Origin of the sequence: Edaphobacillus lindanitolerans (assembly GCF_900156305.1) — a bacterium.
Lineage (GTDB): Bacteria > Bacillota > Bacilli > Bacillales_A > Planococcaceae > Bhargavaea > Bhargavaea lindanitolerans.
Map to the genome: position 1 here is coordinate 907625 of NZ_FTPL01000001.1, position 25641 is coordinate 933265.

22 protein-coding genes are annotated in these 25641 nt (G+C 50.5%); 6 read left to right on the plus strand and 16 right to left on the minus strand.

Annotation, left to right across the window (positions count from 1 at the left end; all coding sequences use genetic code 11):
• Positions 1 to 11: 11 nt before the first annotated feature.
• From B0B07_RS04295 to B0B07_RS04330, 9 genes are all read right to left on the minus strand, one after another.
• On the minus strand, positions 12 to 461 hold the full coding sequence (locus B0B07_RS04295; protein WP_076757106.1) for a tripartite tricarboxylate transporter TctB family protein: 450 nt from the start codon (positions 459 to 461) through the stop codon (positions 12 to 14).
• A gap of 35 nt (positions 462 to 496) precedes the next feature.
• Positions 497 to 1498, minus strand: coding sequence for a tripartite tricarboxylate transporter substrate binding protein (locus tag B0B07_RS04300; protein ID WP_076757107.1), 1002 nt, complete (start codon positions 1496 to 1498; stop codon positions 497 to 499).
• Positions 1499 to 1656: 158 nt separating this feature from the next.
• Entirely contained in the window at positions 1657 to 2325 is a 669-nt protein-coding gene (locus tag B0B07_RS04305; protein WP_076757108.1) for a response regulator, read from the minus strand.
• 19 nt (positions 2326 to 2344) lie between these two features.
• Entirely contained in the window at positions 2345 to 3931 is a 1587-nt protein-coding gene (locus B0B07_RS04310; RefSeq protein WP_076757109.1) for a sensor histidine kinase, read from the minus strand.
• 156 nt (positions 3932 to 4087) lie between these two features.
• Complete coding sequence (locus tag B0B07_RS15220; RefSeq protein WP_159438417.1) at positions 4088 to 4237, minus strand: hypothetical protein; 150 nt, start codon at positions 4235 to 4237, stop codon at positions 4088 to 4090.
• A 171-nt stretch (positions 4238 to 4408) separates the two neighbouring features.
• Entirely contained in the window at positions 4409 to 5347 is a 939-nt protein-coding gene (locus B0B07_RS04315; RefSeq protein WP_076757110.1) for a carbon-nitrogen hydrolase family protein, read from the minus strand.
• Positions 5348 to 5514: 167 nt separating this feature from the next.
• Positions 5515 to 6924 (minus strand): Asp-tRNA(Asn)/Glu-tRNA(Gln) amidotransferase GatCAB subunit A, encoded by a 1410-nt coding sequence (locus tag B0B07_RS04320; protein ID WP_076757111.1) that lies wholly within the window; start codon positions 6922 to 6924, stop codon positions 5515 to 5517.
• On the minus strand, positions 6925 to 8247 hold the full coding sequence (locus tag B0B07_RS04325) for an MFS transporter (protein WP_076757112.1): 1323 nt from the start codon (positions 8245 to 8247) through the stop codon (positions 6925 to 6927).
• Positions 8248 to 8503: 256 nt separating this feature from the next.
• Positions 8504 to 10168: a sigma-54 interaction domain-containing protein gene (locus tag B0B07_RS04330; RefSeq protein WP_159438418.1), complete on the minus strand. Its 1665-nt coding sequence runs from the start codon at positions 10166 to 10168 to the stop codon at positions 8504 to 8506.
• A 221-nt stretch (positions 10169 to 10389) separates the two neighbouring features.
• Here B0B07_RS04330 and B0B07_RS04335 point away from each other — a divergent pair, with 221 nt between their 5' ends.
• Positions 10390 to 11562, plus strand: coding sequence for a hypothetical protein (locus tag B0B07_RS04335; protein ID WP_200805776.1), 1173 nt, complete (start codon positions 10390 to 10392; stop codon positions 11560 to 11562).
• Between the two features lie 14 nt (positions 11563 to 11576).
• Entirely contained in the window at positions 11577 to 12809 is a 1233-nt protein-coding gene (locus B0B07_RS04340; RefSeq protein ID WP_076757113.1) for a metal-dependent hydrolase family protein, read from the plus strand.
• Positions 12810 to 12891: 82 nt separating this feature from the next.
• On the opposite strand, the gene menC is transcribed toward B0B07_RS04340, so the two are convergent.
• The 6 genes from menC to B0B07_RS04370 all read right to left on the minus strand — a co-directional run bounded on the left by menC (position 12892) and on the right by B0B07_RS04370 (position 19710).
• A complete protein-coding gene (gene menC / locus B0B07_RS04345) occupies positions 12892 to 14016 on the minus strand; it encodes an o-succinylbenzoate synthase (RefSeq protein ID WP_076757114.1) in 1125 nt (374 codons plus the stop codon).
• Positions 14017 to 14032: 16 nt separating this feature from the next.
• Positions 14033 to 15031: an ABC transporter ATP-binding protein gene (locus B0B07_RS04350; RefSeq protein ID WP_076757115.1), complete on the minus strand. Its 999-nt coding sequence runs from the start codon at positions 15029 to 15031 to the stop codon at positions 14033 to 14035.
• A complete protein-coding gene (locus B0B07_RS04355; RefSeq protein ID WP_076757116.1) occupies positions 15012 to 16025 on the minus strand; it encodes an ABC transporter ATP-binding protein in 1014 nt (337 codons plus the stop codon). The genes B0B07_RS04350 and B0B07_RS04355 overlap by 20 nt, the downstream gene beginning before the upstream one ends.
• Positions 16026 to 16070: 45 nt before the next feature.
• Positions 16071 to 16979, minus strand: a complete 909-nt coding sequence (locus B0B07_RS04360; protein ID WP_076757117.1) for an ABC transporter permease — start codon at positions 16977 to 16979, stop codon at positions 16071 to 16073.
• A gap of 15 nt (positions 16980 to 16994) precedes the next feature.
• Positions 16995 to 17945 (minus strand): ABC transporter permease, encoded by a 951-nt coding sequence (locus B0B07_RS04365; RefSeq protein WP_076757118.1) that lies wholly within the window; start codon positions 17943 to 17945, stop codon positions 16995 to 16997.
• A 193-nt stretch (positions 17946 to 18138) separates the two neighbouring features.
• Positions 18139 to 19710 carry an ABC transporter substrate-binding protein gene (locus B0B07_RS04370; RefSeq protein ID WP_234982241.1) on the minus strand — a complete coding sequence of 524 codons (1572 nt, stop codon included), beginning with the start codon at positions 19708 to 19710 and terminating at the stop codon, positions 18139 to 18141.
• A gap of 132 nt (positions 19711 to 19842) precedes the next feature.
• Here B0B07_RS04370 and B0B07_RS04375 point away from each other — a divergent pair, with 132 nt between their 5' ends.
• A complete protein-coding gene (locus tag B0B07_RS04375; RefSeq protein WP_076757120.1) occupies positions 19843 to 20682 on the plus strand; it encodes a MurR/RpiR family transcriptional regulator in 840 nt (279 codons plus the stop codon).
• Positions 20660 to 21793, plus strand: a complete 1134-nt coding sequence (locus B0B07_RS04380; RefSeq protein ID WP_076757121.1) for a M20 peptidase aminoacylase family protein — start codon at positions 20660 to 20662, stop codon at positions 21791 to 21793. The genes B0B07_RS04375 and B0B07_RS04380 overlap by 23 nt, the downstream gene beginning before the upstream one ends.
• 105 nt (positions 21794 to 21898) lie before the next feature.
• Here the strand turns inward: B0B07_RS04380 and B0B07_RS04385 are convergent, their stop codons facing one another.
• Positions 21899 to 22525: a TetR/AcrR family transcriptional regulator gene (locus B0B07_RS04385; RefSeq protein ID WP_076757122.1), complete on the minus strand. Its 627-nt coding sequence runs from the start codon at positions 22523 to 22525 to the stop codon at positions 21899 to 21901.
• Between the two features lie 151 nt (positions 22526 to 22676).
• On the opposite strand from B0B07_RS04385, the gene B0B07_RS04390 reads away from it, so the two are divergent.
• Positions 22677 to 24233: an AMP-binding protein gene (locus tag B0B07_RS04390; protein WP_076757123.1), complete on the plus strand. Its 1557-nt coding sequence runs from the start codon at positions 22677 to 22679 to the stop codon at positions 24231 to 24233.
• Positions 24234 to 24279: 46 nt separating this feature from the next.
• Entirely contained in the window at positions 24280 to 25620 is a 1341-nt protein-coding gene (locus tag B0B07_RS04395) for an MFS transporter (protein WP_076757124.1), read from the plus strand.
• The last annotated feature ends 21 nt before the right edge of the window (positions 25621 to 25641 follow it).

Below are 25641 nucleotides of genomic sequence, written 5' to 3' on the forward strand. Positions count from 1 at the left end.
TATTCACTCTCCTACGGTAGGCTAACGCCCAACAACTCACCGAACGCATACCAGGTTATAAGCGAAAATGATAGAGTTACAATAATATTGGCTTTCCATCGTTTTGGCCCATTCACAACGAACAAAAGTGCCCCTAGAAAAAGAACAGTTGAGATTAAAAAGCCAAAAGGTTCAAAGATTAGGGCGTATAGTGCTCCCAGAATAATTGTGCTGATAATCAGTTTCGGGGTCCTGCCGCTAAATAAATCTGCGATATGCTCGTTGATCTCTTCCGCATCTTTAATTTCTTGAAAGAGATAAATCGCCGAAAATATTAGTAACAATACACTGATGCCAATCGGGAAATACAACGGCCCATTCGGATTACCCAGGTGGGCCTTAGGTAAATTAATTGCCATGATTAATGAAAAGAGCCCGAGTAATATCAAAAAGACAGGCATGCCGATCTTAAACCATTTCATTTCTAACACTCCTTAAATGAAGATCACAGGAGAGGTTATTTCCCCAATCCTGCGTCTTCAACAAGTTCCTCATACAGCTTGGTTTGCTCTCCCAAGAACTTGGTAGTTTCTTTGCTGTCCATGTAGTAATCATCCCAGTCGTTGTTATCCAGTAAATCAAGCCATTGATCTGTCTGCACCATTTCTCCAAGCTTGTCATCCCAATATGCGATCTCATCTTCACTCATTCCAGGAGGCCCCATGATTCCACGCCAGTGAGGGAACACCATGTCTACGCCTTCCTCTTTATATGTCGGCACGTCTTTCAGCTCATCAAGCCGCTCATCCGAAGAAATTGCTAGGATACGCACCTTGCCTGCAAGATGTTGATCTTTAACTTCTGACATTGAGGTTGTCACGAAATCTACATGATGTCCCAGCAGTGCTGTGACTACGTCGCCCCCTCCCTCATAGACAAGGAAGTTCAAGTCACTCGGATTAATGCCATATTCATCTGCTGCCTGTACCAAAGACAGATGATCATCATTTCCTAGAGCCGGGCCCACTCCAATTTTGATTCCCTTAGGATCCTCCTTGATTGCTTTCATCAAGTCCTCTAGCGTTTCGTATGGAGAATCTTCAGCGACTGCAATAGATTGCCACTCTGTAGCCAAAATTGCCAAAGGCGTAAAATCTTCATAGGTTAGTTGACTTGTTCCTAGAAGCTTGTTGGTTACAAGCAATCCTGAATTCACTGCCAATGTGTGAGAGTCTTTTTTCTGTAAATACTTCCACCCTACTTCCCCGCCACCGCCCGGCTTATTCTGTACATTGATGTTTTTATCGACCAAGTCATTGTCTTTCAAAACTTTTTGTACTGTTCTTGCTGTCAGGTCCCAGCCGCCACCGGGTGATGCAGGTGCTACGATTTCAATATTTTTCTTTGGAAAGTCTGTTTTTCCTTCCCCCGCATCACCGCTTTCGTTACCAGTGCCAGTACCATTACCGCAACTTGCAAGCATAAGAGCAGTAGCAGTTAAAAGCAGCCACTTTTTCAATTTAGAATCTCCTCCTTGTTATATGAGTGATTGAGATTATCTTAGTATGTAAGATAACGTTGTGTAAACGTTTTCAAATTATTGTTTTTTAAATATATTTAGTCTCTTTTATTCATTTAGTTCACGATTAGTTCACGACTCATCAAAAAAGACGGCTACTATTGGCCGTCATAAAAATATTTCCGTTCAGGTCTGCCTACCAGTCCATATATGCTTTCAGAATTCGCACATCCGGTAGAGACCAAGTATTCTAAATACCTTCTCGCTGTTGTCCTTGATGTGCCTAATAAAGTACCGGCTTGTTCGGAATTTAGCCCCTCTGGATGCTGTTTTATTAGTTCAGTCACTTTCTTTAATGTAAGAGCGTCAATACCCGAAGGCAGAATTTCTTCTTGCTCGGACTCTCCTCCAAATAGCTTATTGATCGTGTGTTCATCAACTCTTCCTCTATGCAAGAGGGCTGTTCGATCTTTTACTTCTTCGATGACACCGATAAATTGGTCCATCTCAATTGGCTTGGAAAGATAGCGGAAGACCCCGAACTCTATAGCTTTTCGGACATGATCTATATGGTCCGAAGCTGTGATTAATATGATATGGATGCCAGTGTACTTGTTACGGATTGTAGCTAAGAGATCGGTTCCAAGTTGATCCGGCATATAAACATCAAGAAGGATCAAGTCGGTTTCATACTCTTCAAGTAACTTCAAAGCTTCCAAAGCATTTTTTGCCTTGCCGACCAAATTTACTTCGTTCACCTTTCCTAAATAGCCCTCATGAATTTGTGCTACACGAAAGTCATCCTCTACAATTAAAACATTGAGCATGGTCAATGCATCTCCTATCTCATGGATGTTTAGGGATGAATATAGTAAAAGTAGTTCCCTTAGTGTTAGATTGCATTTCAATCTCGCCTGATAACCGATTAACTTCCATCATTACATTCCATAGCCCGTAACCCCGGCCTTCTCCTTTTGTTGAAAATCCTTTTTTAAATACAGAACCTTCTTCCTCTCGTACACCCGGCCCGTTGTCTGATACCTCAAAAATGATGTCATTCCCTACGTCTGTAAAGAAAAGAGAGACGTTCGTCTCATCTTGTCCCTTCACTGCCTCGATGGCGTTGTCTATTAAATTTCCTAATGCCGTCACCAACGCGTTTAAACTAATGTGAGGCGGAAGAATTCCAAGAGCAGATTCCGGATGAACATTGAAAGTGACATGTTGTTCTGATGCTTTAGCTTTTTTGCCTAGAATAATCGCTTGCACTTTTTCATCTTTTATAGATTCTGAAATGAATTTGTTCTGATCCTCTAGACTACTAGTCTCCTCCATAAGAAACTGCACTGCTTCCCTGGTCTTCCCAAGTTGGATTAGGCCTGAAATTACATACATTTTATTTTTAAATTCATGTGCCTGTGCTCTTAGATCTTCTATGTAATGACGTTCTTCACTGAGTGAACGGGCCATTTTTCTAATCTCTGTTTTATCATAAAGGCTGATGATCATTCCCTTTACTTGATTGTGCCGACGAACTTCTTGCCTGCTGATCAGCATAACTTTTCCACAGTACTCAAACTCCTTACTCACATCAGAGTTCGACAACTTCCAGATGGTATCAGCTCCATCGAATAATTGCGCTAGATGCAGCCCTTTCACATCACCTTTAATATTTAGAAGGTGTTTTGCGGAACGATTGATCATATTGATGACACCTGTTTGGTCAACCACGATTAACCCGTCTTTTATAGACATAAATACAGCTTTTCTCTCATGGTAGAGATCTGCGATTTCTCCAGGTTCCAATCCCAATGTATCTTTTTTAATATCTTTAGCAAGCATGATACTGCCAAATAGACCAGCCAATAATACTATTGAGGATACAATAAGGAGTGTAATTGACTCGCTCATAACATCCTTTAATATTTGTTTTTGATCATAAGCAACCATTATAGTCCCTTCAAGTTGCTTATATTCACCGTGTTCTACAAAGATTGGAGAAACTCCGACAAGCACCTTATTTTTCTTATCTCCAATGGTTTTTACATAGTTGCTTCCAAATATTAACGCCTTTTCATTTGCTGGATCATCCATTAATTGAATAATAGTATCCGGATTTCCCCTTACAATAAAAAAGCGATTATGATAGGTTACAACAATCGCTGAAGCCTCAATATCTTCTAGTAGATTATCTACGATATTTTTTAGGTCCTCTATCTTCTCATTCTGATAGAATGCATCTTGAGCAATTGGCATATAAGATAATGATCTTGCAGTTTGGTGGGCAATATTCCCTGCCTTCTCTTGGTCTTTTTTAAAACTCATCACAATGAATACACCAGTTATTGTAATCACAATGATGACAATCAAAGATATAACAAGTCCAAGTATCTTAACACCTATTGGAACACGCTTTTTTCGTTTCTTTTTCATAAAGATACTTCTCTTCCTTTAATATAAAATCAAAAATGTCACCCCGCATTTAAATTATATCAAAAATTTCATAATATTTAAGTTGTATTTCTCTATACAGCCAAGGGAATCCGTAACAAACATTCAGAAAATAAAAAATGACCATCCCCAAGACAGTCATTGAAGTGCATATAGGGCTCGTTCCAAAAGGTCGATGTCTTCGGCGATTTGCAGGCGGATCTCGTCTACTTCGCAACTTTCGTGGTCCATTGCCAGGCGGGACAGTTCATATAGGAACATCGTATATTCAGGATGTTGTTCATGCATTGCATTTCCTCCGTCCACTTTCGATGTTTCCAATATTCCCCTATATACATAAATCTAAACTTCAAGCCACTTCCCAGCGCTCGTCTCATTTTTCTCTCCCTCGTATTAGAGAAACACTACGAACCACCGAACATGTTCGCTTCTGTTCTGGTGGTTCTCTTAGTGAACCAATTATCCATTACCCATCGGCTTCTCATTCACTTCGAATTTGAACACATCCGGGCGTGCGTAGTGGCCGACTACGTCAAAATCAAACTTTGCTTCGGTGATCTTCGACAAATCGAGTTCCGCATAAAGGATCTCCTCTTTGCCCATCACGGGTTCGACGATGAATTCGCCGAGCGGATCCACGATGCAGCTTCCGCCCCGGGTCACCTCGTGCCCGAAGTCCCCGAGTTCCCTTTCTGCAATATCCGGCGGGTACATATCCTTTGTCGAATATTGATTGCAGGAAAGGACGAAGCATCTTCCTTCACAGGCGATATGCCGCATGGTGGCAAACCAGGTATCACGGGAATCTGCTGTCGGGGCCAAATAAATCTGGACCCCTTTCTGATACATTGCCATCCTGGCCAGCGGCATATAATTCTCCCAGCAGATCAGTGCCCCGATCCGTCCGTACGGCGTATCGAATACCGGCAGGGTGCTCCCGTCCCCCTCGCCCCAGACAAGCCGTTCTGTTCCGGTCGGCTTCAGTTTGCGGTGCTTGCCGATGACCTGACCGTCCGGGTCGATGAAAATGACCGTGCAATACAGTGTTCCCCCGCTCTGATTCCGGTCTTTTTCAATTATGCCCATCACCACATAGGCGCCCGCTTCCTTGGCGGCTTTTCCGATCCGGTCGGTTTCCGGACCGGGCACAAAGACTGAGCTGTCGGCATACCGGCGGAAATCCGTTCTGCCCTCTTCGTTTCGGCTGCCGATTTTCGTTCCGAATGACATGCCCCTCGGATAGGCGGACAGGAACGCTTCCGGGAACAAAATGATATTTGCCCCGTTTTCCCCCGCCTCCCTGATCAGTTTCACAGCCTTGTTTACAGATTGCTCCCGGTCAAACACCACTGATCCCGCCTGCACGACGGCTGCTTTGAATGGTTGTCCCGCTTCCATCCGAACCCACTCCTTTTCCGGCTGTGTTCGATCCGCCACGGCCTCTGTTATTGCCCATTCTGAACAATCAAACACTATTTAACAAGCTTTCCTCTTCACCGGGGAGCCTGCTCCTGCCTGAAGCCAAAAGAAAAGGAGGCGCCTCGGCCGGCGTCCTCCTTTTCCATTCACTCTGCTGCTAGAACCGGCTGTATCCGGCCATTCACGCGTTGCAGCCCAAGTTCCTGCTCCAATGCATACGCCACCCTGTAAAGCGTCGCCTCGGTCCGATGCTTGCCGATCAGCTGCACACCGATCGGGAGCCCGCTGCCGGACAGGCCGGACGGGATGGACAATGAAGGGTTTCCGGTATAATTCGTCGGCGAAGTGAGCCGCAACAGGGCACTCCGAACCGCTTCGGTTTCGTTGCCGATTTCGGCTTCGCGCTGCCCGATGCACGTCGGAAGCATCGGGATGGTCGGGGTCAGGAGAACATCGGCCTCGTCGAACACCCGGTTGTATTCGCGGATCAGCTCAGGTCTTCCGACTTGGGCATCGACGTACTCATAGCCTTTCACAGACAGGCTGGCGACGAGCCGTTCGTAGACTTCCTCGTCGACCTCCCCGCCATGGTTTTTCAGCGTTTCCTGGTGAACAGCGGCGGCTTCTGCCTGGATTGTGATGAACTGTGCAAGGGCTATCTTCGGAATCACCGGCATTTTGACTTTCCGGACGACGGCCCCCAGCCCTTCGTACAGTTCCAGGCAGTGTTCTGCGGCTGCCCGGACTTCCGGATCGATCCTGTCAAAGTACCAATCGGGAACCCCGATCACGATCCCCCGCACCCCTTTGCCGATTTCAGAAGCATAGTCCTCCTGGGAATCGGATTTCAGGGAATAAGGATCGTGCGGGTCATGTCCGGCCATGACGTTCAGCAGTACGGCATTGTCTTTCACGGTCAGGGTCATCGGTCCGATGTGGTCCAGTGTATAGGCAAGCGGGAAGGAACCGGTTTTTGAAACGAGTCCGAAAGTCGGTTTCATCCCGACAATCCCGCAGGCTGCAGCCGGAATCCGGATCGAGCCGCCGGTGTCCGTCCCGATAGCAGCGACCACCATTCCCGCTCCGACCGCTGCACCGGATCCTCCGCTTGAGCCGCCTGTGATTTTATTCGGGTCGTACGGATTCCGGCTTGCGCCGAAGTAGGATCTGTCGCCGATCGGCCCATAGGCAAATTCGTGCGTGTTCGTCTTTCCGATCAGGACGGCACCGGCTTCTTTCAGCTTTCGGACCACTTCCGCATCTGCATCCGGGACGTTGTCCGCATACACTTTGGACCCCATCGTTGTCCGGATCCCCTTAGTATCGATCAGGTCTTTTACGGCAACAGGGATACCATGAAGAGGACCTCTGAATTTGCCGGCAGCAGCCTCCCTGTCCAACACAGCTGCCGTTTCCAGTGCTTCCCCTGCTGCAATCGTGATGAATGCATTCGTTGCCGGATTTTCTTCCGCGATTCGCTTCAGGCTCTCTTGCACAAGTTCGAGTGAGGAAATCTTTCCGGCTTTCATTTTTCGATTCAAATCAGTGAATGTCATTTACGCCATCGCCTTTTTAAGTTTTCCATCTTTCTGCCGCTGTCCCGGCTTTACGAAGATCATGCAGAGCATTCCGATTGCCGCAGCCACTGCCGCTGCCGTGAACATGGCGGAATAGCCATAGCTCACTACGAGGAAGCCGGTGAGGATCGGTGCGATAATCGTAGCCGTGTTCGTGATAAAGTGCGTGATGCCGCCATAAGTCCCGGCACGGCTCGGTTCCGTATCAATGACGACCGACCAGTAGACGGAGTTCGGCAGTGAGTTGAAGGCATTCCCGATGCACATCAGAATCATGACACCCATAATGGAATCGGCGGTCGGGATAAGCATGAAGCAGATTGCCGTGAGCGCCAGAGACACAACGGCCAGTCCTGAGCGGGCAATCCGGAGACTGCCTGTTTTCATCCGCAGGTAATCGGAAATCTTCCCGCCCAAGAGGACGGTGAAGCACGCGCCGATCCATGGGATCATTCCGAGGTACCAAAGGGACGACAGCTGGAACCCGAACTGATCCTGGAGATATTTCGGCGTCCAGGTCAGGAGCAGGAAGTTGATATACTGGAATGCAAAATAGCCGAATGCATTAAATACGAGCGTCGGGTTTTTGAAGAAGTGATACCACTTGATCGAATGATCATCAGGATTGACGACTTTCTCATTGGGCAGCAGATCTTTGACGGAACGGATTTTTTCAAGTTCTTCCTTCGAAACCTTCGGGTTGTCCTCCGGCAGATCCGTAAACATTCTCGCCCAGAAGAACACCCAGATGATCCCCAGCGATCCAAGGATGAGAAACATGATTTTCCAGCTTGTAAAAGATAGCAGCAGCACTGCTGCGGGAGCAGTCAGCATGGCGCCGAGCGGCGTTCCGAGAAGGCCCATGGATACGGCAAATCCCCGCTCTTTCGGAGTCGCCCAGTTGGCATTCGTCTTGTTGATCGTGGAGAAGGTCGGACCTTCCGCGAAGCCGAACAGGATCCGGATCACGGCGAATCCGGTGAGTGCCGACCCTCCGAACAGAGCAAGCCCGATGTCACCGGCAAATGCGGTCGCGATGACAAAGACGGACCAGCCGATCCCGACCAGGATCCATACGAATTTCGGTCCTTTCTTGTCTGCCATGAAGCCCCCGAACAAAGATCCGAACAAGTAACCGAACCCGAAGTACCCCAACACGGCTCCCCATGAAATCGGGTCGAACCCATACTCCTTGATGATGTCCGCCTGGGCGTATGAGATGGCCCCGCGGTCGATATAGTTGATGATGACCATGATGACCATCATGAACATGATCTGATATCGATAATTCTTCTTGAACATTGCAATCCCCCTATTCTGTTCTCAAGCAAACGCTTCCATAAATCAGAGATACACCTTCGTACTTTGCCGGCTTCCTCATTTATATCACCGGAATAATTCGCGGACAATTCAATCTCCGGCACTTTTCTATGTAATTTTGCAAGATCTCCTCAGCTTTCACTCTCCGCAAACCAAAAGGCCGCCCTGCTAGTTCAGCATGGACGGCCGTTGATTTCAGGACTTATGCAGAAATGCATAGCCTGTTTGCCTTTTTGCATTATTCGTCTTCAATCAGGTACCGTTTCATCTTTCTGCTTACGGTCGATTGGTCAATATGGAGAGCCTGGGCAATTTGGGTGGTCGAAGAGAATTTTCTGCCGGCCATCTCCAGAAGCTGCCGTTCGACCATGGAAACTGCCTGTTTAAGCGGCATGAGCTTATGTACCTGAACCGCCTCGGCTTCCTGTCCACTCAATGCAAGTGAATGCGGCAGCGCGTCAGGCGTGATCCACTGCCCCTCGGACGTGACATAAACGCGCTCGATAATATTTCTCAGCTCCTGGACGTTGCCCGGCCAGTCATAAGCCTCCAGCCTTTTGAGCACGGCCGGCTGAATTTTCCGGTCTTCTTTATAGAGGTCATTCAGCCCTCTCAAGACATGGAGGACGAGCGGCACAATATCTTCCCGTCTTGCCCGGAGAGGGGGCACTTCTATCGGAACGATGTTCAGGAAGTAATAAAAATCTTCCCTGAACCGGCCATCCTCAAGCCGGTTCTTCAAATCTTCGTTCGCCGTTGCGATAATCCGGACATCCGCCTTCTGATCCTCAGAGCTGCCGCGCTGAAGAATGCGGACGAGCTTCGCCTGTGTGGACATCGGCATCCTGTCCACTTGTTCCAGAAACAAGGTGCCCGAATTCGACATGTCGATCAGTCCGAGCTGCCCGTCCGCCCCGAGCAATTCCTGCTCCAGCATTTCAGCCGACACCGTCTCACAATTGGCGACGAGGAACGGGCTGCTGCTCCGGTTGCTCCATTTGTGGATCAGCATCGCGATCTCTTCTTTGCCGACACCCGACTCTCCGAGCAGCAGAATCGGCGAATCCACTTTCGCCACTCGCTTGGCGAACTGGACCACCCGGCGCATTTCGGAACTCCTCGCGATGAACCGGCGCTCCAGCGCTTCATTTTCGCGCAGCTGCTCAATCTCTTGTCGGTACCCCTCCATCATCTGTTTCTGCAGGTCGATTTCCGCCTTGAGCTCCTTCAGTTCAGTTACATCCCGGGACGCATTCACCACCCGGATGATATTGCCGGAAGCGTCTTTGATCGGGGTACCGACCACCAGCAAACGGCGTCCCGTTTTGGTCGTCTGCACGAGCGAAACCTTTTCTCCCCGCTCCAGCACTTCACGCGTGATGGACGGTTTATACACCCCTTCCGCCTCAAGCTGATACACCGTCTTGCCGACCAGTTCGCTCTCCTTATACCCCCATAGCCGTTCACACGCGGAGCTCACCCGCAAGGTCTTCCCATTGCCGTCGGACACATAGATCACGTCATACGAGTGGTCAAAGATGGCTTTGACATCCAGCATCAGATTCCGGTAGGCATCGACCCCATTCAGAAGCTGTTCGAGTTCCCCTTCCGTCAATAAAAACAGAAGCTCGTCCCCGCCATTTTCGATCATTTTCCCGATGAGCGTCTCCCCATTGAACGTCCCCTTGACGACGCTGGCTGAATCAGAGGCCGAAACGATCTCCAACCGGCTTTTGATATTCAGATCCTCCGGGATGCCCAGCCTGTCGAACAGCTCTCCCGCATGGGCATTGCTTACTTTTGCCTTGCCCTGGCCATCCAGGATCACCAGTCCGACAGGGGCGGAACCGAACAGGGATCCTACCGGAAAACCGGGGGCATCTTCATGATCCGGATATTTCACAACGCTCACTTCCTTCATGCTCCATTGACTTATCATAACAAAATTAATATTTCTGCAAAAGACGGCGGACGACCAGTCACTACAAAAAGCGATATTCCATTCGACAGTATCCGATATATTTCTAAAAATTCATTGACTTCATGCCGATAGGCCAGTAGAATCAGACCGTTGATAATTTTATGCTTATCAGAATTCTTATGATTGGGAAAGAAGGATTGCGGATGTCGGAAATTATTCATTCACCACTCGTTGCCACTGTACTGATTTTTGCGCTGATTGCTTTAGGAGAGTGGCTTTCGATCATATCGCGCGCTCGGATTCCGATGTTGCTGACGGCCATGTTCAGCTTCATGGTCCTTTCCTGGACAGGCATTTTCCCATCGGATCTGCTGGAAAGTTCTCAGTTCGCCGTTCTTGGATCCATTCTGATCGGACCGGCGATTGTCCATATGGGCACGCTCATCCCGATGAAAGTACTGCGGGAACAATACCGGGCAGTCATCATCTCCCTGTCGGGCATTGTGATTGCAGCCGCCCTGGTTTTCGCCGTCATTCCATTCGTCTTTAATTTTGAGACAGCGGTGGCAGGGATGGGGCCGATCAGCGGCGGGATTGTCGCGATGATCATCACGACCGAGAAACTGCAGGAACTCGACCTCGGGACCATCGTGTTGATTCCTGCCTTGATCGTGGCATTCCAGGGGCTGATCGGAATGCCGCTGGCGCTCAACCTCATGCGCACATACGCCAAGCGCATGCTGGGCCAGATCGACGATGGTTCATTCAAGCCGATGAACGGCACTTCTTCGGCCGGCCAGGATGAGCCAGGCAAGCTCGGCCCGGTCCGTTCAAGCATGACGATCCGGCTGTTCTTCGTCTTCCTTGTCGGCGCGGCCGGTGTCGTGCTCGGCAGCGTCACGCCGATCCACTACAGCCTCTGGTGTCTGGCATTCGGAATCATCGGCTCAAAAATCGGGTTCCTCGAGCACGAGTCCCTCGTGAAGGCAAACTCGTTCACCATCACGATGCTCGGCATTATATTCGTCGTAATCGGCTCGATGGCCGGCGTGTCGCCGCATGAAGTTCTGGAACAGCTCCCGGCAGTCGCAGTCATCATCGTACTCGGGACTGCCGGCATCGCGCTTGGCGGGTATGTCGGTTCCAAGCTTGTCAAATGGGATCCGTTCAAAGGGATGCCGGTCGCCCTGACCGCCCTGTTCGGATTCCCGGCGGACTACATCATGTGCGAAGAAGTGGCACGCAGTACGGCACGATCAAAAGAAGAAGAGAAAATGATTTTCAACGAACTGCTGACGCCGATGCTCATCGGCGGATTCACGACCGTGACAATCGCTTCGGTCGTGGTGGCCGGCATACTCGTTTCATTCTTATAATTGGAGGCATTCAAATGACTACAACCATCATTGAGAACGGACTCATCATCGACGGAACAGGATCGGAACCCCGGCAAGGCATCGTCGTCACGGACGGCGACCGGATCGTGTATGTGGGAGACGCTGAAGGCTATCAGAAAACCGGTGATGAACGAATCATCGACGCGGAGGGCAATGCGGTCCTTCCGGGTTTCATCGATACTCATGTCCATATGATGTTCGAATACACCCCGATGGAAAAACGGCTCACCACGCCGTTCAGCTACATGTACTATCAGGCCATGAAGTACATGAAAGAGACGCTTGATGCGGGTGTCACATCCGTGCGGGATGCACTCGGCACGGACCTCGGTGTCAAACGCGCAATCGAGGACGGACTGATCACAGGACCGCGCATCCAGCTCAGCATCAATGCGCTGACGATCACAGGCGGACACGGCGACGGCATGCAGATCAATGGCGATGTGCTCGACATCTCCCCTTCCGGCTACCGCGGCATGCCGACCGGGATTGCAGACGGTGTGGACGAAGTGCGCAAAAAAACTCGCGAAATGCTGCGTGCGGGTGCGGAAGTGATCAAAGTCCACGCAACCGGCGGCGTTCTCAGCCCGACCGATCACCCGGAGTTCACGCAGTATTCATTCGAAGAACTCTCGGCGATCGTCGAAGAAGCACGCTTCCGCAAAGGCGTCAAAGTCATGGCACATGCCCAGGGCGCAGAAGGCATCAAGAACGCTGTCCGTGCAGGGATCCATTCGATCGAGCACGGCATTTACCTCGATGACGAAGCCATTGAATTAATGAAGGAACATGGCACGTATCTCGTGCCGACACTCCTCGCTCCGGTCGCGGTCCTTGAAACGGCGGAAGAAGTCGGCATGCCGCAATCCGCAGTGGATAAATCGCTGGAAGTCATCGAAGCCCATAAAGAAAGCTTCACGAAGGCATACAAAGCAGGCGTGAAAATCGCAATGGGCACCGACGCCGGTGTCTTCAAGCATGGGACAAACCTCCGTGAACTCGGCCTCATGGTCGAGGGCGGCATGCCCCCGATGGACGCCATCGTCGCAACGACAAAAGTCGCGGCGGAATGCATGGGCTGGGAAGACAAGGTGGGAACGCTGGAAGAAGGAAAGTTCGCGGATGTGGTCATCGTGAAAGGGAACCCGCTGGAGGACATTTATTCGTTGGCGGACCATGACAACATCTTGAAGGTCATGAAGGGCGGAGACCTGGTAAAGCAGTAAGCAGCCATCAGGAGTAGAAAAAACGCGAATCTCAACAGAGATTCGCGTTTTTTATCCTGCTTTCCAATTGAGCGAATCTAGATCAGGCCCGGACCGGTTCCGGTCTGAATTCCTTCACTTCGAGTGTGTACCGATCCAGCAGTTCTTCAACCGGTTCATAACCGATTCCAGGCTTGTCCGGGACATGGATCACGCCGTCCTCGACGGTGACTTCCGGACTGATAATATCTTCCGACCAGTACCTGGACGACGCTGCGGTATCACCCGGCAGCTTAAAGTTGGATAATGTCGTAAGGGCAATATTATGCGCACGGCCGATACCCGACTCCAGCATCCCGCCGCACCATACCGGAATGCCGTGCCCCTCACAATAGTCATGGATTTTCTTCGCTTCCGTCAGGCCGCCGACCCTTCCAATCTTGATATTGATGATTTCGCAGCTGCCCAGTGAAACTGCTTTTTTAACGTCATCAAGCGAGTGGATGCTTTCATCCAGACATACGGGGGTCTTAATTTCTTTTTGCAGCGAAGCATGGTCAATAATGTCATCGTGTGCAAGAGGCTGCTCGATCATCGTCAGGTTCAGGTTATCCAGCTGTTTCAGTGTCTCGATGTCGTCCAATGTATAGGCCGAGTTACCGTCCGCCATCATGGCGATCTCCGGATATGTCTCTCTGACTGCTCTCAGCACTTCAACATCGGTACCCGGTTTGATTTTTATTTTGATCCGCTTATACCCTTCATCAACATATTTTCCGACTGTCTGGATTAGCTTTTCTGTGGACTCCTGGATCCCGATGCTGATGCCGACGTCAATTTCCTTCTTGTCTCCGCCGAGCGCTTCAGCCAATGTGACCTTGTTCTTTTTCGCGTATAAGTCCCATATTGCGCCTTCCACAGAAGACTTCGCCATGTTGTTGCGGCGGTAAGGGGCAAAAAGTTCGCTTACTTCGTCAGGGTGATGAATCTCTCCCTTTTCAAAAATCGCCGGGATCAAAAAGTCTTCTGCAATATGCCAAGCAGTTTTTACAGTTTCTTCACTATAGAGCGGACGGGAATTGACCACACATTCCCCGTAGCCTACGTCATCGCCGCTGTATGCTTCCACGATGAAGAACTCCCGATCTTGCTGAGTACCGAAGCTGGTCTGGAACGGCTCTTTAAGTTGAAGCATCATTCTTCTCAGCTTGAATTTATCGATTTTCAATTCGCTTCTCCCCTTTTCAATATAGATGGCAGGCCACTTCATGCCCTGTCGAATGCTGCTGCATCACCGGCGTCACTGTTTTGCATTGCTCCATGGCGAACGGACATCTCGTATGGAACACACAGCCTTTTGGCGGGTCGATCGGAGAAGGCACGTCTCCCTTGATGATGATCCGCTCTCTCCTTTGCTTTCTGTCGGGGATCGGTATGGCCGACAGCAATGCTTGGGTATACGGATGGAGCGGATTGGCGAACAGATCATCCGTCGGGGCCTTCTCAACCATATGGCCTAAGTACATGACCCCGATCTCATCGGCGATGTGGCGGACCACACTTAAATCGTGGGAGATGAACAGGTATGATAATTTGAACTCATCCTGTATTTCTTCCAGCAGGTTCAGCACTTGGGACTGAATGGAAACATCCAGTGCCGATACAGGTTCGTCCAGGACAATAACGGAAGGATCCACGGCAAGTGCCCGTGCGATTCCGATCCGTTGCCGCTGGCCGCCGGAAAATTCATGGGGGAACCGGAAATACTGATCTTCCCTTATGCCGGTCCGCCTCAACAAGTCCATCGCCCGTTCCATGCGTTCCGATTTCGTCCCGATCTTATGGATCTCCATCGGCTCCTCAATCAGTTCCCCAATCCGCTTTTTAGGATTCAGGGATGAATGGGGATCCTGGAAGACCATCTGCATCTCACGACGATATTTCTGGAACTGTTTCTGTTTTAGCTTGAGAACATCTTCACCCTTGTAAATGACGGAACCATCCGAAGGCTCGATCAGGCGCAAAATGGACCTTCCGGTTGTACTCTTCCCGCAACCGGACTCACCCACCAGTCCAAGTGTCCGGGATTCAAACAAGTCAAAGCTGACACTTTCCACTGCCTTGACATGGCCGCTGACCCGGCCAAACGGAGAGGCGATCGGGAAGTATTTCTTTAAGTTCCGTACCTGTAAAACGGAATTGTCTCTTTGCAAAGATTCCTTATCATGTTGCTTCAATAGCATCAGGTACGTCCTCCCTCTCTTTTATCCTCGCATGATGCCAGCATCTGACCTTCTGCCCGTTTGGCAACTCATCGAGCACCGGCGCTTCTTCGAGACACTTCTCTGTTGCAAATGAACACCTCGGTGCAAAGCGGCAGCCTTTTGGAACATTATCCAGTGCAGGCACAACCCCCTTGATCGTATGAAGCTTCTGTTCCCGGTCTCCATTGATTTTCGGGATGGACTGAAGCAATCCTCTCGTGTAGGGGTGACGGGGACTGTCAAACAAAGTATCGACATCCGCTTCTTCGATCACCTGTCCCAGGTACATGACTGCCACACGCGTACAAACTTCCGCGACAACGCCCAGGTCATGTGTGATCATGATGACCCCCATATTCAGTTCCTCTTTCAACTCGTTTATCACTTCCAGGATCTGCGCCTGAATGGTCACATCAAGTGCGGTCGTTGGCTCATCCGCAATAAGCAGACTCGGCTGGCAGGACAACGCCATGGCAATCATGACCCGTTGCCGCATCCCGCCTGAGATTTCATGAGGATATTCGTGAATCCGCTTTTCCGGTGAGGGAATCCCGGTAACCCGCAGCATTTCGACCGCTTTCTTCATCGCTTCCTTTTTGCTGAGTTTCTGGTGGACAACGATGGATTCTGCAATTTGGTCACCAATTGTAAAGACGGGATTCAAGGAAGTCATCGCGTCTTGAAATATCATAGAAATTTCATTGCCGCGGATATCCAGCATTTTGCTTTCCGGAAGAGAGAGCAAATCCCTGCCCTTGTAGAGAATTTCTCCGCCATATTTTGTTGATTTCTCATTCAGAAGGCGCATGATCGATTCGGCGGTCACGCTCTTTCCGCACCCCGACTCTCCGACAACGCCCAGGGTCTCTCCGTAGTCCACATTGAACGTCACGCCATCCACGGCTGTGATCGTTCCCTTTTCGGTAGAGAAACGGGTCTTCAATTCCTTGACTTCCAATAATGGATGGGACATCGCACTAACCTCCTTTGGCAATGGACTCGGTCCGGTAAATCTGTTTTATTCCTTGATCGCTTTGTTTGAGTGAGGATCCAGCAGATCACGCAGGCCATCCCCGAACAGGTTCAATGCGAGCACGGCTAAAACGATGAATGCCCCCGGGAATACTGTCATCCACCATGCGTTGTAAATGACGATTTTCCCGTCAAACAGGATGTTGCCCCAGCTCGGGTCCGGTGCCGGCACGCCTGCGCCCAGGAAGCTGAGCGCCGCTTCCAAAATAATTGCAATGGCAAACACATAGGTGACCTGGACAATCAGCGGAGAGACGGTATTCGGTAAAATATGCCTCCATATAATCCTCCAGGAACTGGCCCCCTGAGCCCTCATTGCCTCGATATACGTCTGCTCCTTGATGACCAGTGCCGAGGAACGGACGATCCGGGCAACCACCGGGATTTTCGCAAGCGTCACGGCAATCACAACGTTGACCGGCTGAGGTCCCAGAACCGCCATGATCGCGATCGCCAGCAAAATATCCGGAAAAGCCATCAGGGCATCACTGAATCTCATGAGAACGTGATCCAGGATCGAATAATAGGCCGCATAGAGGCCGATCACCATGCCAATGATCGCCGTCAGGACAGCCACCGACAGTCCGACGCCCATCGATACTTGAGCACCGCTTGCAACCCGGCTGAACAGGTCCCTGCCAAAGTTGTCCGTACCAAACCAATGCTCTGCAGTCGGACCTTGCAGCCGGTTTGCCGGGTCAATGTCGAGGGGCGAAAACTGGCTGATGAGCGGACCGGCAAAGGAGAACAGAGTCAGAAAGACCAGCATCGCCGTTCCGGTCACCAAGGTTTTGTTGGACACGAAGCGTTTGACCAAAAGCTTGCGCCGTTCCTTCTTGACATTCTTCTCCAGTAAAGAAAGTTCGTTGACTTGAGCGTCATTCGTAATGACCATAGTTTAGCCCTCCATTCATTTCCGACTTAGCCGTACTCTCGGATCGACGAGGCCATAGAGGAGGTCAATGATCAGATTCAGGAACAGATAAGTCACGGCGATCATGAGAATCGTTCCCTGGATCACCGCATAGTCCCTGCGTGTGATCGCATTGATCACCAGCTGGCCCAGTCCCGGCAGGTTAAATACCGTCTCTGTTACGACGGCACCTGTGATCAAGGCGCCGAACGTCTCTCCCAAGATCGTCAGAATCGGGATCAATGCATTTCTGAATGCGTGTTTGTAGATGACCACCTTTTGCTTGAGACCTTTGGCTTTGGCGGTTTTGATAAAGTTCATGCTCAGGATATCGATCATGGACGAGCGGGTCATCCGCGCAATTACCGCGGCCTGGATGGCGCCCAATGAAATTGCAGGTAGAATAAGGAACTTCACATGTTGCCAGACACCTTCAGCCAATGAGGAATATCCGGCCACTGGCAGCCAGTTCAGCCGCACACCGAAAACCAGCATCAGGAGAAGGGCCAAAAGAAAACTGGGAATCGACATTCCGAGCATTGCAATGATCATGAACGTCCGATCAACCCCGGTTCCCCGCTTCCTCGCTGCCAATACGCCGATCGGAATTGCAATCAGGATGGAAAAACCTTGAGCGAGCAGAGCAAGGGAAAGGGTCGGTCCCAAATGACTGACGAAAGCATCCATGACCGGTACGTTCATGTAAAGGGAATCTCCGAGATTGCCCCGGGCAACGTCTGTGAACCAGTTGAAAAATTGCTCGTAGATCGGGAGATTTAACCCCATATTGTCCCGGAGGGCCGCCACTTCTTCAGGGGTTGCCTCAGGCCCCAGCATGACAGCAGCAGGGTCACCCGGAATCATGTGGATCAGAAAGAAAACAAACATTGCAACGATGAGGAGAACCGGAATCATCGATAGTAAACGCTTGATAATATACGCCTTCAAAGTTACTCCCCTCTTCCAGGTATAAAGTCGGCAGGATGAAAGGACTTCCGGCAGAACACACAATGCCAACATGAAAAAGGAAAAGACAAGGACTAGTCTCCTGTTCAGGAGAGTTCAAAATGGGTCCTTGTCTTCTGCCTCATTCCGTGACAAACCGGCCAATTATCCAATCATGAATTCTGCCTCTCTCAACTTACTTATTGATGGACACGTTCCAGAAGTTCGGGCCGGACAGATTGGTGTAACCTTTAAGATCTTTAGAGTATCCGGACACCCGGGAATTCTTCCCTGTGTTGATGATCGGGAGGTATTCCCACATTTCCTCCTGCAATTGTGCGTACAGATCATGGGCTTCTTCCTGTGAAGCGGCAGCATTGATCTCATCCAGAAGACGGTCTATTTCAGGGTCTTCCGTCCATCCCGGCCACTGTGTCCCTGAATCCAGGAATACATACTGATGTGGGGTGAACGAAGTGGAGAACCCTGTATAGAAGATGTCGTAGGCAGACGGATCATCCCTCCGCTCCAGCAATGTCGGCCAGTCATACACGTCAAGCTTCACGTTCATCCCGGCCTTTTCAAGCATTTGCTGGGTTGCAACGGCCGCATTATAGTGGTGTTCATAGTCCCGGCTTGTCAGAATAACGACTTCTTCGCCGTTATAGCCTGCTTCAGCCAACAACTGTTTTGCTTTTTCCGGATCTTTCGGGTTGTAGTTTTCCTTGCCGGCATCTGTATACCAGTCGGTCTGGCTTTCGAGGAAGAGGCTTGGATCAAGCTCATAGTAATCTTTGCCGGTAAACGCTGAGCTCATGATCACGTCCATATCAAGAGCATTGTTAACGGCCTGCCGTGCCTTGACATCCTTGAAGAGCCCTTCTTTTTTGTTGAACACCAATCCTTCAATTCCGTACGGCCATACATCCACTTCAACCTGCGGATTATTTTCAACTTGCGGGATTGAGTCATAGTTGAGCATATGAGCAAATTGGTATTGTCCGCTGATCAGTCCATTTACCCGGGTGGAAGCATCCGGCACAAAGCGCCAGTTGATCTCATCAACCAAAGCTTCCTTTTTCCCTCCAAGACCATTTGCCTCGTCCTCATCCTGGGCATAGTCCTCGAACTTCTTGAACTTGATCATTTCATCTTGCTTCCACTCGACGAATTCAAACGGCCCAGTACCGATGTACTCTTTTGCTCCGGTTGCCTCTGCGCTCTCGGCTACTTCTTTCGGCATGACGGCAGCAAGGTTGCCCACGTCCGCCAGGAAGTGCATAACAAGCGAGGACGGCTGGGACATATTCAGTTCAACCGTGTAGTCGTCCACAGCGATCCATTCATGTTCGCCGAGTTCCGGCTTGTTCTCACTCCACTTCACCATGGAGGCGACCACATCTTCTGAAGTCATCTCTTTTCCGTTATGGAACGGAACACCTTCACGAAGCTTAAAAGTGACTTTCTTATTGTCTTCACTGACTTCGAATGAGTCTGCCAATTGCGGGATCACCTCGTAATTGTCGTTGATCGTTACGAGGCCTTCATAAATGACCTTGGCAGCATCGCGCGTCGCTTCAGCGGTGGTGCCATGGGGATCCAGCGATTGCGGCTGTGTCGGGTACGCGACCTCCAGTGTCCCTCCGGTTTGCACTGCTTTATCTGCCCCCGAGGATTCAGGCGACTCGGCATCATTCTTTGAACAGGCAGATAATGCGAGAACAGCCGCCATGACCAGCAATCCCACTCCTCTTTTTCTGAACTTCACTTCCATTCCACCCCTTATGTTTTAGTTGGCAATACACACTCTAGTCTGAATATTACCACTTGTAATGAATTATAGTGAAGCGTATAATTCATTTCAAGGTCAAATGTTGCAAAAACTTTAAAAGGTGATTCAATGACTCCGGAATATATTACTAGAACAGAAAAAGTATTTCCTTCTTTAACCAAAGGAATGAAAAAAGTAGCCGAGGCTCTCCTGCACGATCCGTACTCTTTTGTAATCCACCCTGCGAAACAAATCGGGAGTATCACGGGTGTCAGCGAGACGATGGTCATCAGATTTTGCAAAGCGCTTGGATACGATGGATTCAGCCAATTGCAGGAAACATTAAAGCAAGAAATGCTAAAGTTTGATTCACCTATACCTCTGGATGATTACGTACCCACCCCATTTACAACCAACATCCGGGGTGATCTTGATTTGATCGAGTCCAATCTTCAACAACTCAATACGAGTGAATTATCGTCGGTCGTTGAGCGAATCATCAAAAGCGAGCGCGTCATCGTTGTCGGCTACTACCAATCCAACGCTTTCGCATACTGGTTGTTTTTCAATCTCAACTACATTACAGGGAACGCTCATCTCTATCGCCCGGAAACCGATGCCCGCCTCCTGGATCTGACTCCGCCTAATTCCTGCGTCATCGTATTTTCGTTTTACCGGTATGCCATGGATACGATCCGGTTTGTCAAAGAGGCGAAGAACAAAGGAATCACCGTCATCGTGATCACCGATTCCCACGTTTCTCCTGTGGTTCAGTATGCAGACCATATTGTGTTGATCCGCCTGGGACGGGCCTCTCTTCTCAGAAAAGGGCCCGTCACATTATCGGTCATCAATTCCATCTTGGCGGAAGCCGCCAACCAGATTGAAGAGAAAGGCGTCACGCCGGCTTCTTATAAATATTTCATCAAAGACGGGGAGGAAAAAAATGACCATTACGACTTCGATTAAGGAGCAAGTAGAAGAGGCCTTCAGTTATTTGCATGAAAATCCGGAGATCAGTTGGGAGGAAGTGAACACAACACAATTTATCCGGGAAATCCTCGAAGAGAATGACTGCGAGACCATCACATTTGATGATTGCACAGGCGTGATCGGGAAGTATGGGGATTTTGATAAGGGTTTGCCCATAGTCGCCGTAAGGGCGGATATGGATGCACTTTGGCAGGAAGTGGACGGATCTTTCCGTGCGAATCATTCGTGCGGTCATGATGCCCATATGGCCATGGTGCTCGGGGTGCTTTGGAGACTGCAGAATGAGCCTCACCTGAAAGAGCAAATTGCAGTTAAATTCATATTCCAGCCTGCTGAAGAAAAAGTTGCTGGCGCATTGAAATTTGTTGAAAAGGGTGTCACCGAAGATGTTGATTATCTGTTCGGAATTCATCTCCGGCCCGAGCAGGAAACAAGAACGGGACATGCAACTCCGGCCATCGTCCACGGTGCGACAAAAATGTATCAAGCCAAAATTACAGGCCACGATGCCCACGGTGCCCGGCCGCACCAAAACATCAACGCGATTGAAGTCGCAGCACAGATAATAGCTATGATCCAGCAGATCCATCTAGATCCCCGCATACCGCATTCCGTGAAGATGACCCAGCTCCAATCCGGCGGAAAAAATGTGAATATCATTCCCGGGAACGCAACATTCTCCCTGGATCTGAGGGCCCAGACCAACGAACTGATGGACGAACTCACCGCAAGGGTGGAAGGCATCCTTGATTCGATCAAGAATCTAAATGGAGCCAATATCCAGATTACAAATACATGCGGAGTTGTCGCGGCAGAGAATCATCAAGAGGCGATCGATATAATGCAGCAGTCGATCGCTGATGTACTCGGTCCCGAAAATGTTGATCCGCCGCTCTTAACGCCCGGAGGAGACGACTTCCATTATTACTCTGTGAATAATCCAAACCTGAAAGCGACAATGGTCGGTCTCGGTTGTGGACTCGGGCCCGGTCTCCATCATCCGAAAATGACCTTCAATCAAGAAGCCTTAATCAACGGAGCCGATATCCTCTACCGCTCCATCCTAAATGCTTATAACATCGACTGATTTCCAGTTTTCGGTTTACGGCATTTTAAAGCCCCCCAGTCTGCGACCGGGGGGCTTTTCATCAGCTATGCAATTAGATTTGCCTCTTGAATTTCCGGGTTCCATTCACTTTCCCCGTTGTCCTGCCACTCCATATCGCCCCATCAATCCATCCAAAAACAGCTCAATAAATTCCTTGCTCTCTTTCTGCAGATCAAATGTATCGCCGAATGCATGCCAGTCATAAAGAGTGCCGCGCATGCAACGGGTGATGAGCCAGGTGAGCTGGCGGGGATCCGCATCCCGGCGTAGTTCGCCTCTTTCGATCGCTTCCCCGATAAGTCCCCGGACGATCCGGTACAGGCTGCGCTCCGAGTTGGAGAAGAAGTTTTCATCCGTCTCGTTCAGACCGCTGATATAGACCGTCCTCATCAAGTCCTTGCCGAGTACATGTTCCAGATAGTTCATCTGTCCTTCAAACAATAGAAGGACTTTCTCTTTAAATGACCGGTCTTCAGGAATCTGTCCGACATACTCTTCATAGAAATGATCAATCTCTTTGAATTTCTCAATGAAAATCCCGTATTTGGATTTAAAGTGACCGTAGAATGCCCCTTTGGAGCTGTTGCTCTTCTGCACGATTTCATCGACACTGACCTGGTCGAATCCCTTTTCCTTGAAAAGCTCCAATGCCGTCTCAAACAGGCGCTGTTTGGTCTGTTCCGCTTGGCTTTGCCGGTTCCCGTTGACCATTTCTCCACTCTCCGTTCTTTCTTATGCGGATTATTCAAAATATTATTGACATCGTTTTTGAATTCTGATTATATATAGACTATAGTCTAAGACTGCGGTCTATGGAAGATTTTCGCATGATTGAAAGCGCTTTATTTTAGGAGGTCAGTAGATGGACATCATCGGAAACCGAACGTTGCCTCAGGTGTTGCGTGAACAGGCCGGGCGTTATCCGGAGAAGGCATTCATTGTTTTTGAAGACGCAACAGGCATTCGGATCACCAAAACCTATGCTGAATTTTTTTCTGACGTGATCAGCTTCAGCCGCTCGCTTTTCAATCTCGGCATTCGAAAAGGCGACCATTTCACAGTTCATCTGCCGAACAATCCGGAATTCCTGGCCATCTGGTTCGCGGCCGCAGAGCTGGGGGCGGTCATGGTGCCGACCAATATCCTGTCCACGGCAGACGAGATGAAATACCTGATTACACACTCAGACTCCGTCCTTCTGATCACAGAAGAGGAACACTTGGCGAAATTCGACACGATCAAAAATGAAATACCGGCTGTGCGGCATACGATCGTTACCCGCTCAAAAGGCCCCGACCACACACTCAGCTTTGAACAGCTCGTCCTTGAAGGACGGGATTTGCATATGCCTCTTCCGGAAGTCCATCCGGAAGACGTGGTCGGCATGCTTTACACATCCGGGACGACTTCCAGGCCAAAAGGCGTCCAGGTCACAAACGCAAACTATATTTTCACCGGGGAGCTGATGTCCAAGACTATCGGTCTGACGCCGGAGGACCGGACGTTCACCGTTCTTCCGATGTTCCACGGCAACGCTCAGTACTATACGTGCATGCCTGCGCTCATTGCCGGCGGAAGCATCGCCCTGACGGAACGGTTCAGCGCCTCCCGTTACTTCAAGCAGGCCAAGGCACTCGGCGGGACGGTCGGCTCCCTATTCGCCGCCCCGATCCGCATGATTTTGTCAAAGGACTATGATCCTGCAGACAGGGACAATCCGCTTCGCCTCATCCTGTTTGCCCAGTCAGTCGGCCGGCAGGAACTCGATGAGTTCGAATCCCGGTATGACACCCGCCTTTATCAGCTTTATGGAATGACCGAGACCGTGGGCATCCCTCTCATGAACCAGCCTTATTCCATGCCCAATAATTTGAGCATCGGCCGGCCCACACTCGGCTATGAAGTGAAGCTGATTGATGAAGCAGGCAAGGAAGTTCAGGAAGGGAGCGCCGGACAGATTGCGGTAAAGGGCACCCCGGGGCGGACAATCATGAAAGGGTATTTCAAAAATCCGGAGGCGACCGAAGCGGCCGTCCGGGATGGTTGGTTGATGACCGGCGACAACGCCAGGCTCGGGGATGACGGCAACTTCTATTTTGTGGACCGGCTGAAAGACATGATCAAACGATCCGGGGAAAACGTGGCTGCGGGAGAGGTCGAGAGTGTGCTCACCGATCATGCGGCTGTGTACGAAGCAGCCGTTGTCGGTGTACCGGACCCGATCAAAGACGAGTCCATCAAGGCATTCGTCATCCTGCACGCCGGAGCTGAAGCCACTTCCGGGGAATTGATCGCGTTTTGCCGGGAGCGGCTCGCCAACTTCAAAGTGCCGGACACAATCGATATCGTGGAGGACTTCCCCCGAACTGCGGTCGGCAAAATTCAAAAACACCTGATCCGACAATCCGTGCTGCAATGAACAATCCGGCGCCACCCTATCCCATACAAAGGAAGAAGGAGAGCTTATGAAAAAAGGCAAAGTGCTGCTGGCCAGTCTCTCGGGCTCTGTCATTGAATGGTACGACTTCTATCTCTATGGAACTGCGACTGCTCTTGTATTTTCTACGCTGTTCTTCCCGTCGCATGACCCGGCGATCTCCATCCTGATCGCCTTCGCCACATTCGGTGCCGGTTATGCGGCCCGCCCGATCGGAAGCATCATCTTTGGCCACATCGGGGACCGGGTCGGACGGAAAGCCTCTCTCATGATGACGCTCATCGGGATGGGCGGAAGCTCCTTCCTGATCGGGCTCCTTCCGACGTACGCACAAGTCGGGGTGCTGGCCCCTGCCCTGCTCGTCATCCTGCGGCTCATCCAGGGGGTGTCGCTCGGCGGAGAATGGGGCGGCGCCGTCCTGCTGGCAACGGAATCCGCAGGGAAAGGCCTCCGCGGTCTCTTTGGCTCCATCCCGCAGCTGGGCGTGCCGATCGGTCTCGTGCTCGGAACCTTCAGCTTCACCGTCATCAGCGCATTTACAACGGAAGCCCAGTTCATGGCATGGGGCTGGCGCATCCCGTTCCTGTTCAGCGCCGTCCTGATCGTACTGGCCATCTGGATCCGCAGCACGATTGAAGAAACACCGGAGTTCCAGAAGAAAAAAGAATCCGGGGATATCGCCAAAATTCCGGTCGCCGACCTGTTCCGCAACAACAAGAAAGACCTGTTCCGCATCATCGGCCTCAAGCTGGGCGATGGATTCTTCAACGTCTTTCTAATGTCGTTCATCCTGGTCTATGCCACCACGTATGTCGGCTACACGCGCGACCAAGCACTCCTGGCACTGACGCTCAGCTGTGCCACGATGATCATCACCATTCCGATCGTCGGTTACCTGTCCGACTTCATCGGGCGGAAAAACATCTACATCGCCGGACTGGTCGCCATGGTGGCGCTGGCCATCCCTTACTTCCTGATGATCCCTGTAGGGAACGGGTGGTTCCTGACGATGCAGATCATCCTGCTCGGCGTGATCTGGGCGTCCATCTTCTCCACGCAGGGAACCTTCTTCTCAGAACTGTTCCCGGCCAACGTCCGCTACACCGGACTGTCTCTAGGCTATCAGGTCGCTGCGGCCATCGTCGGCTTCGGACCGATGCTCTGGACGACGATGGCGGATCACTACGGCGCCGCCCCGTATGTATTCGGCGGTTTCATGATCGGCGGACTCCTGCTGTCCCTCTGCCTCTCGATCTTCTCGCCGGATACAAGGAAAGTCACGCGGTATGAGGAACCTGTTGAATCGGAAGAAACCGACAGCCTCGCTGCCCCGGCGGCACCTTCACCGGAGAAGCAGCTGAATTACTGACAATCTGAGACACCCCCCGCC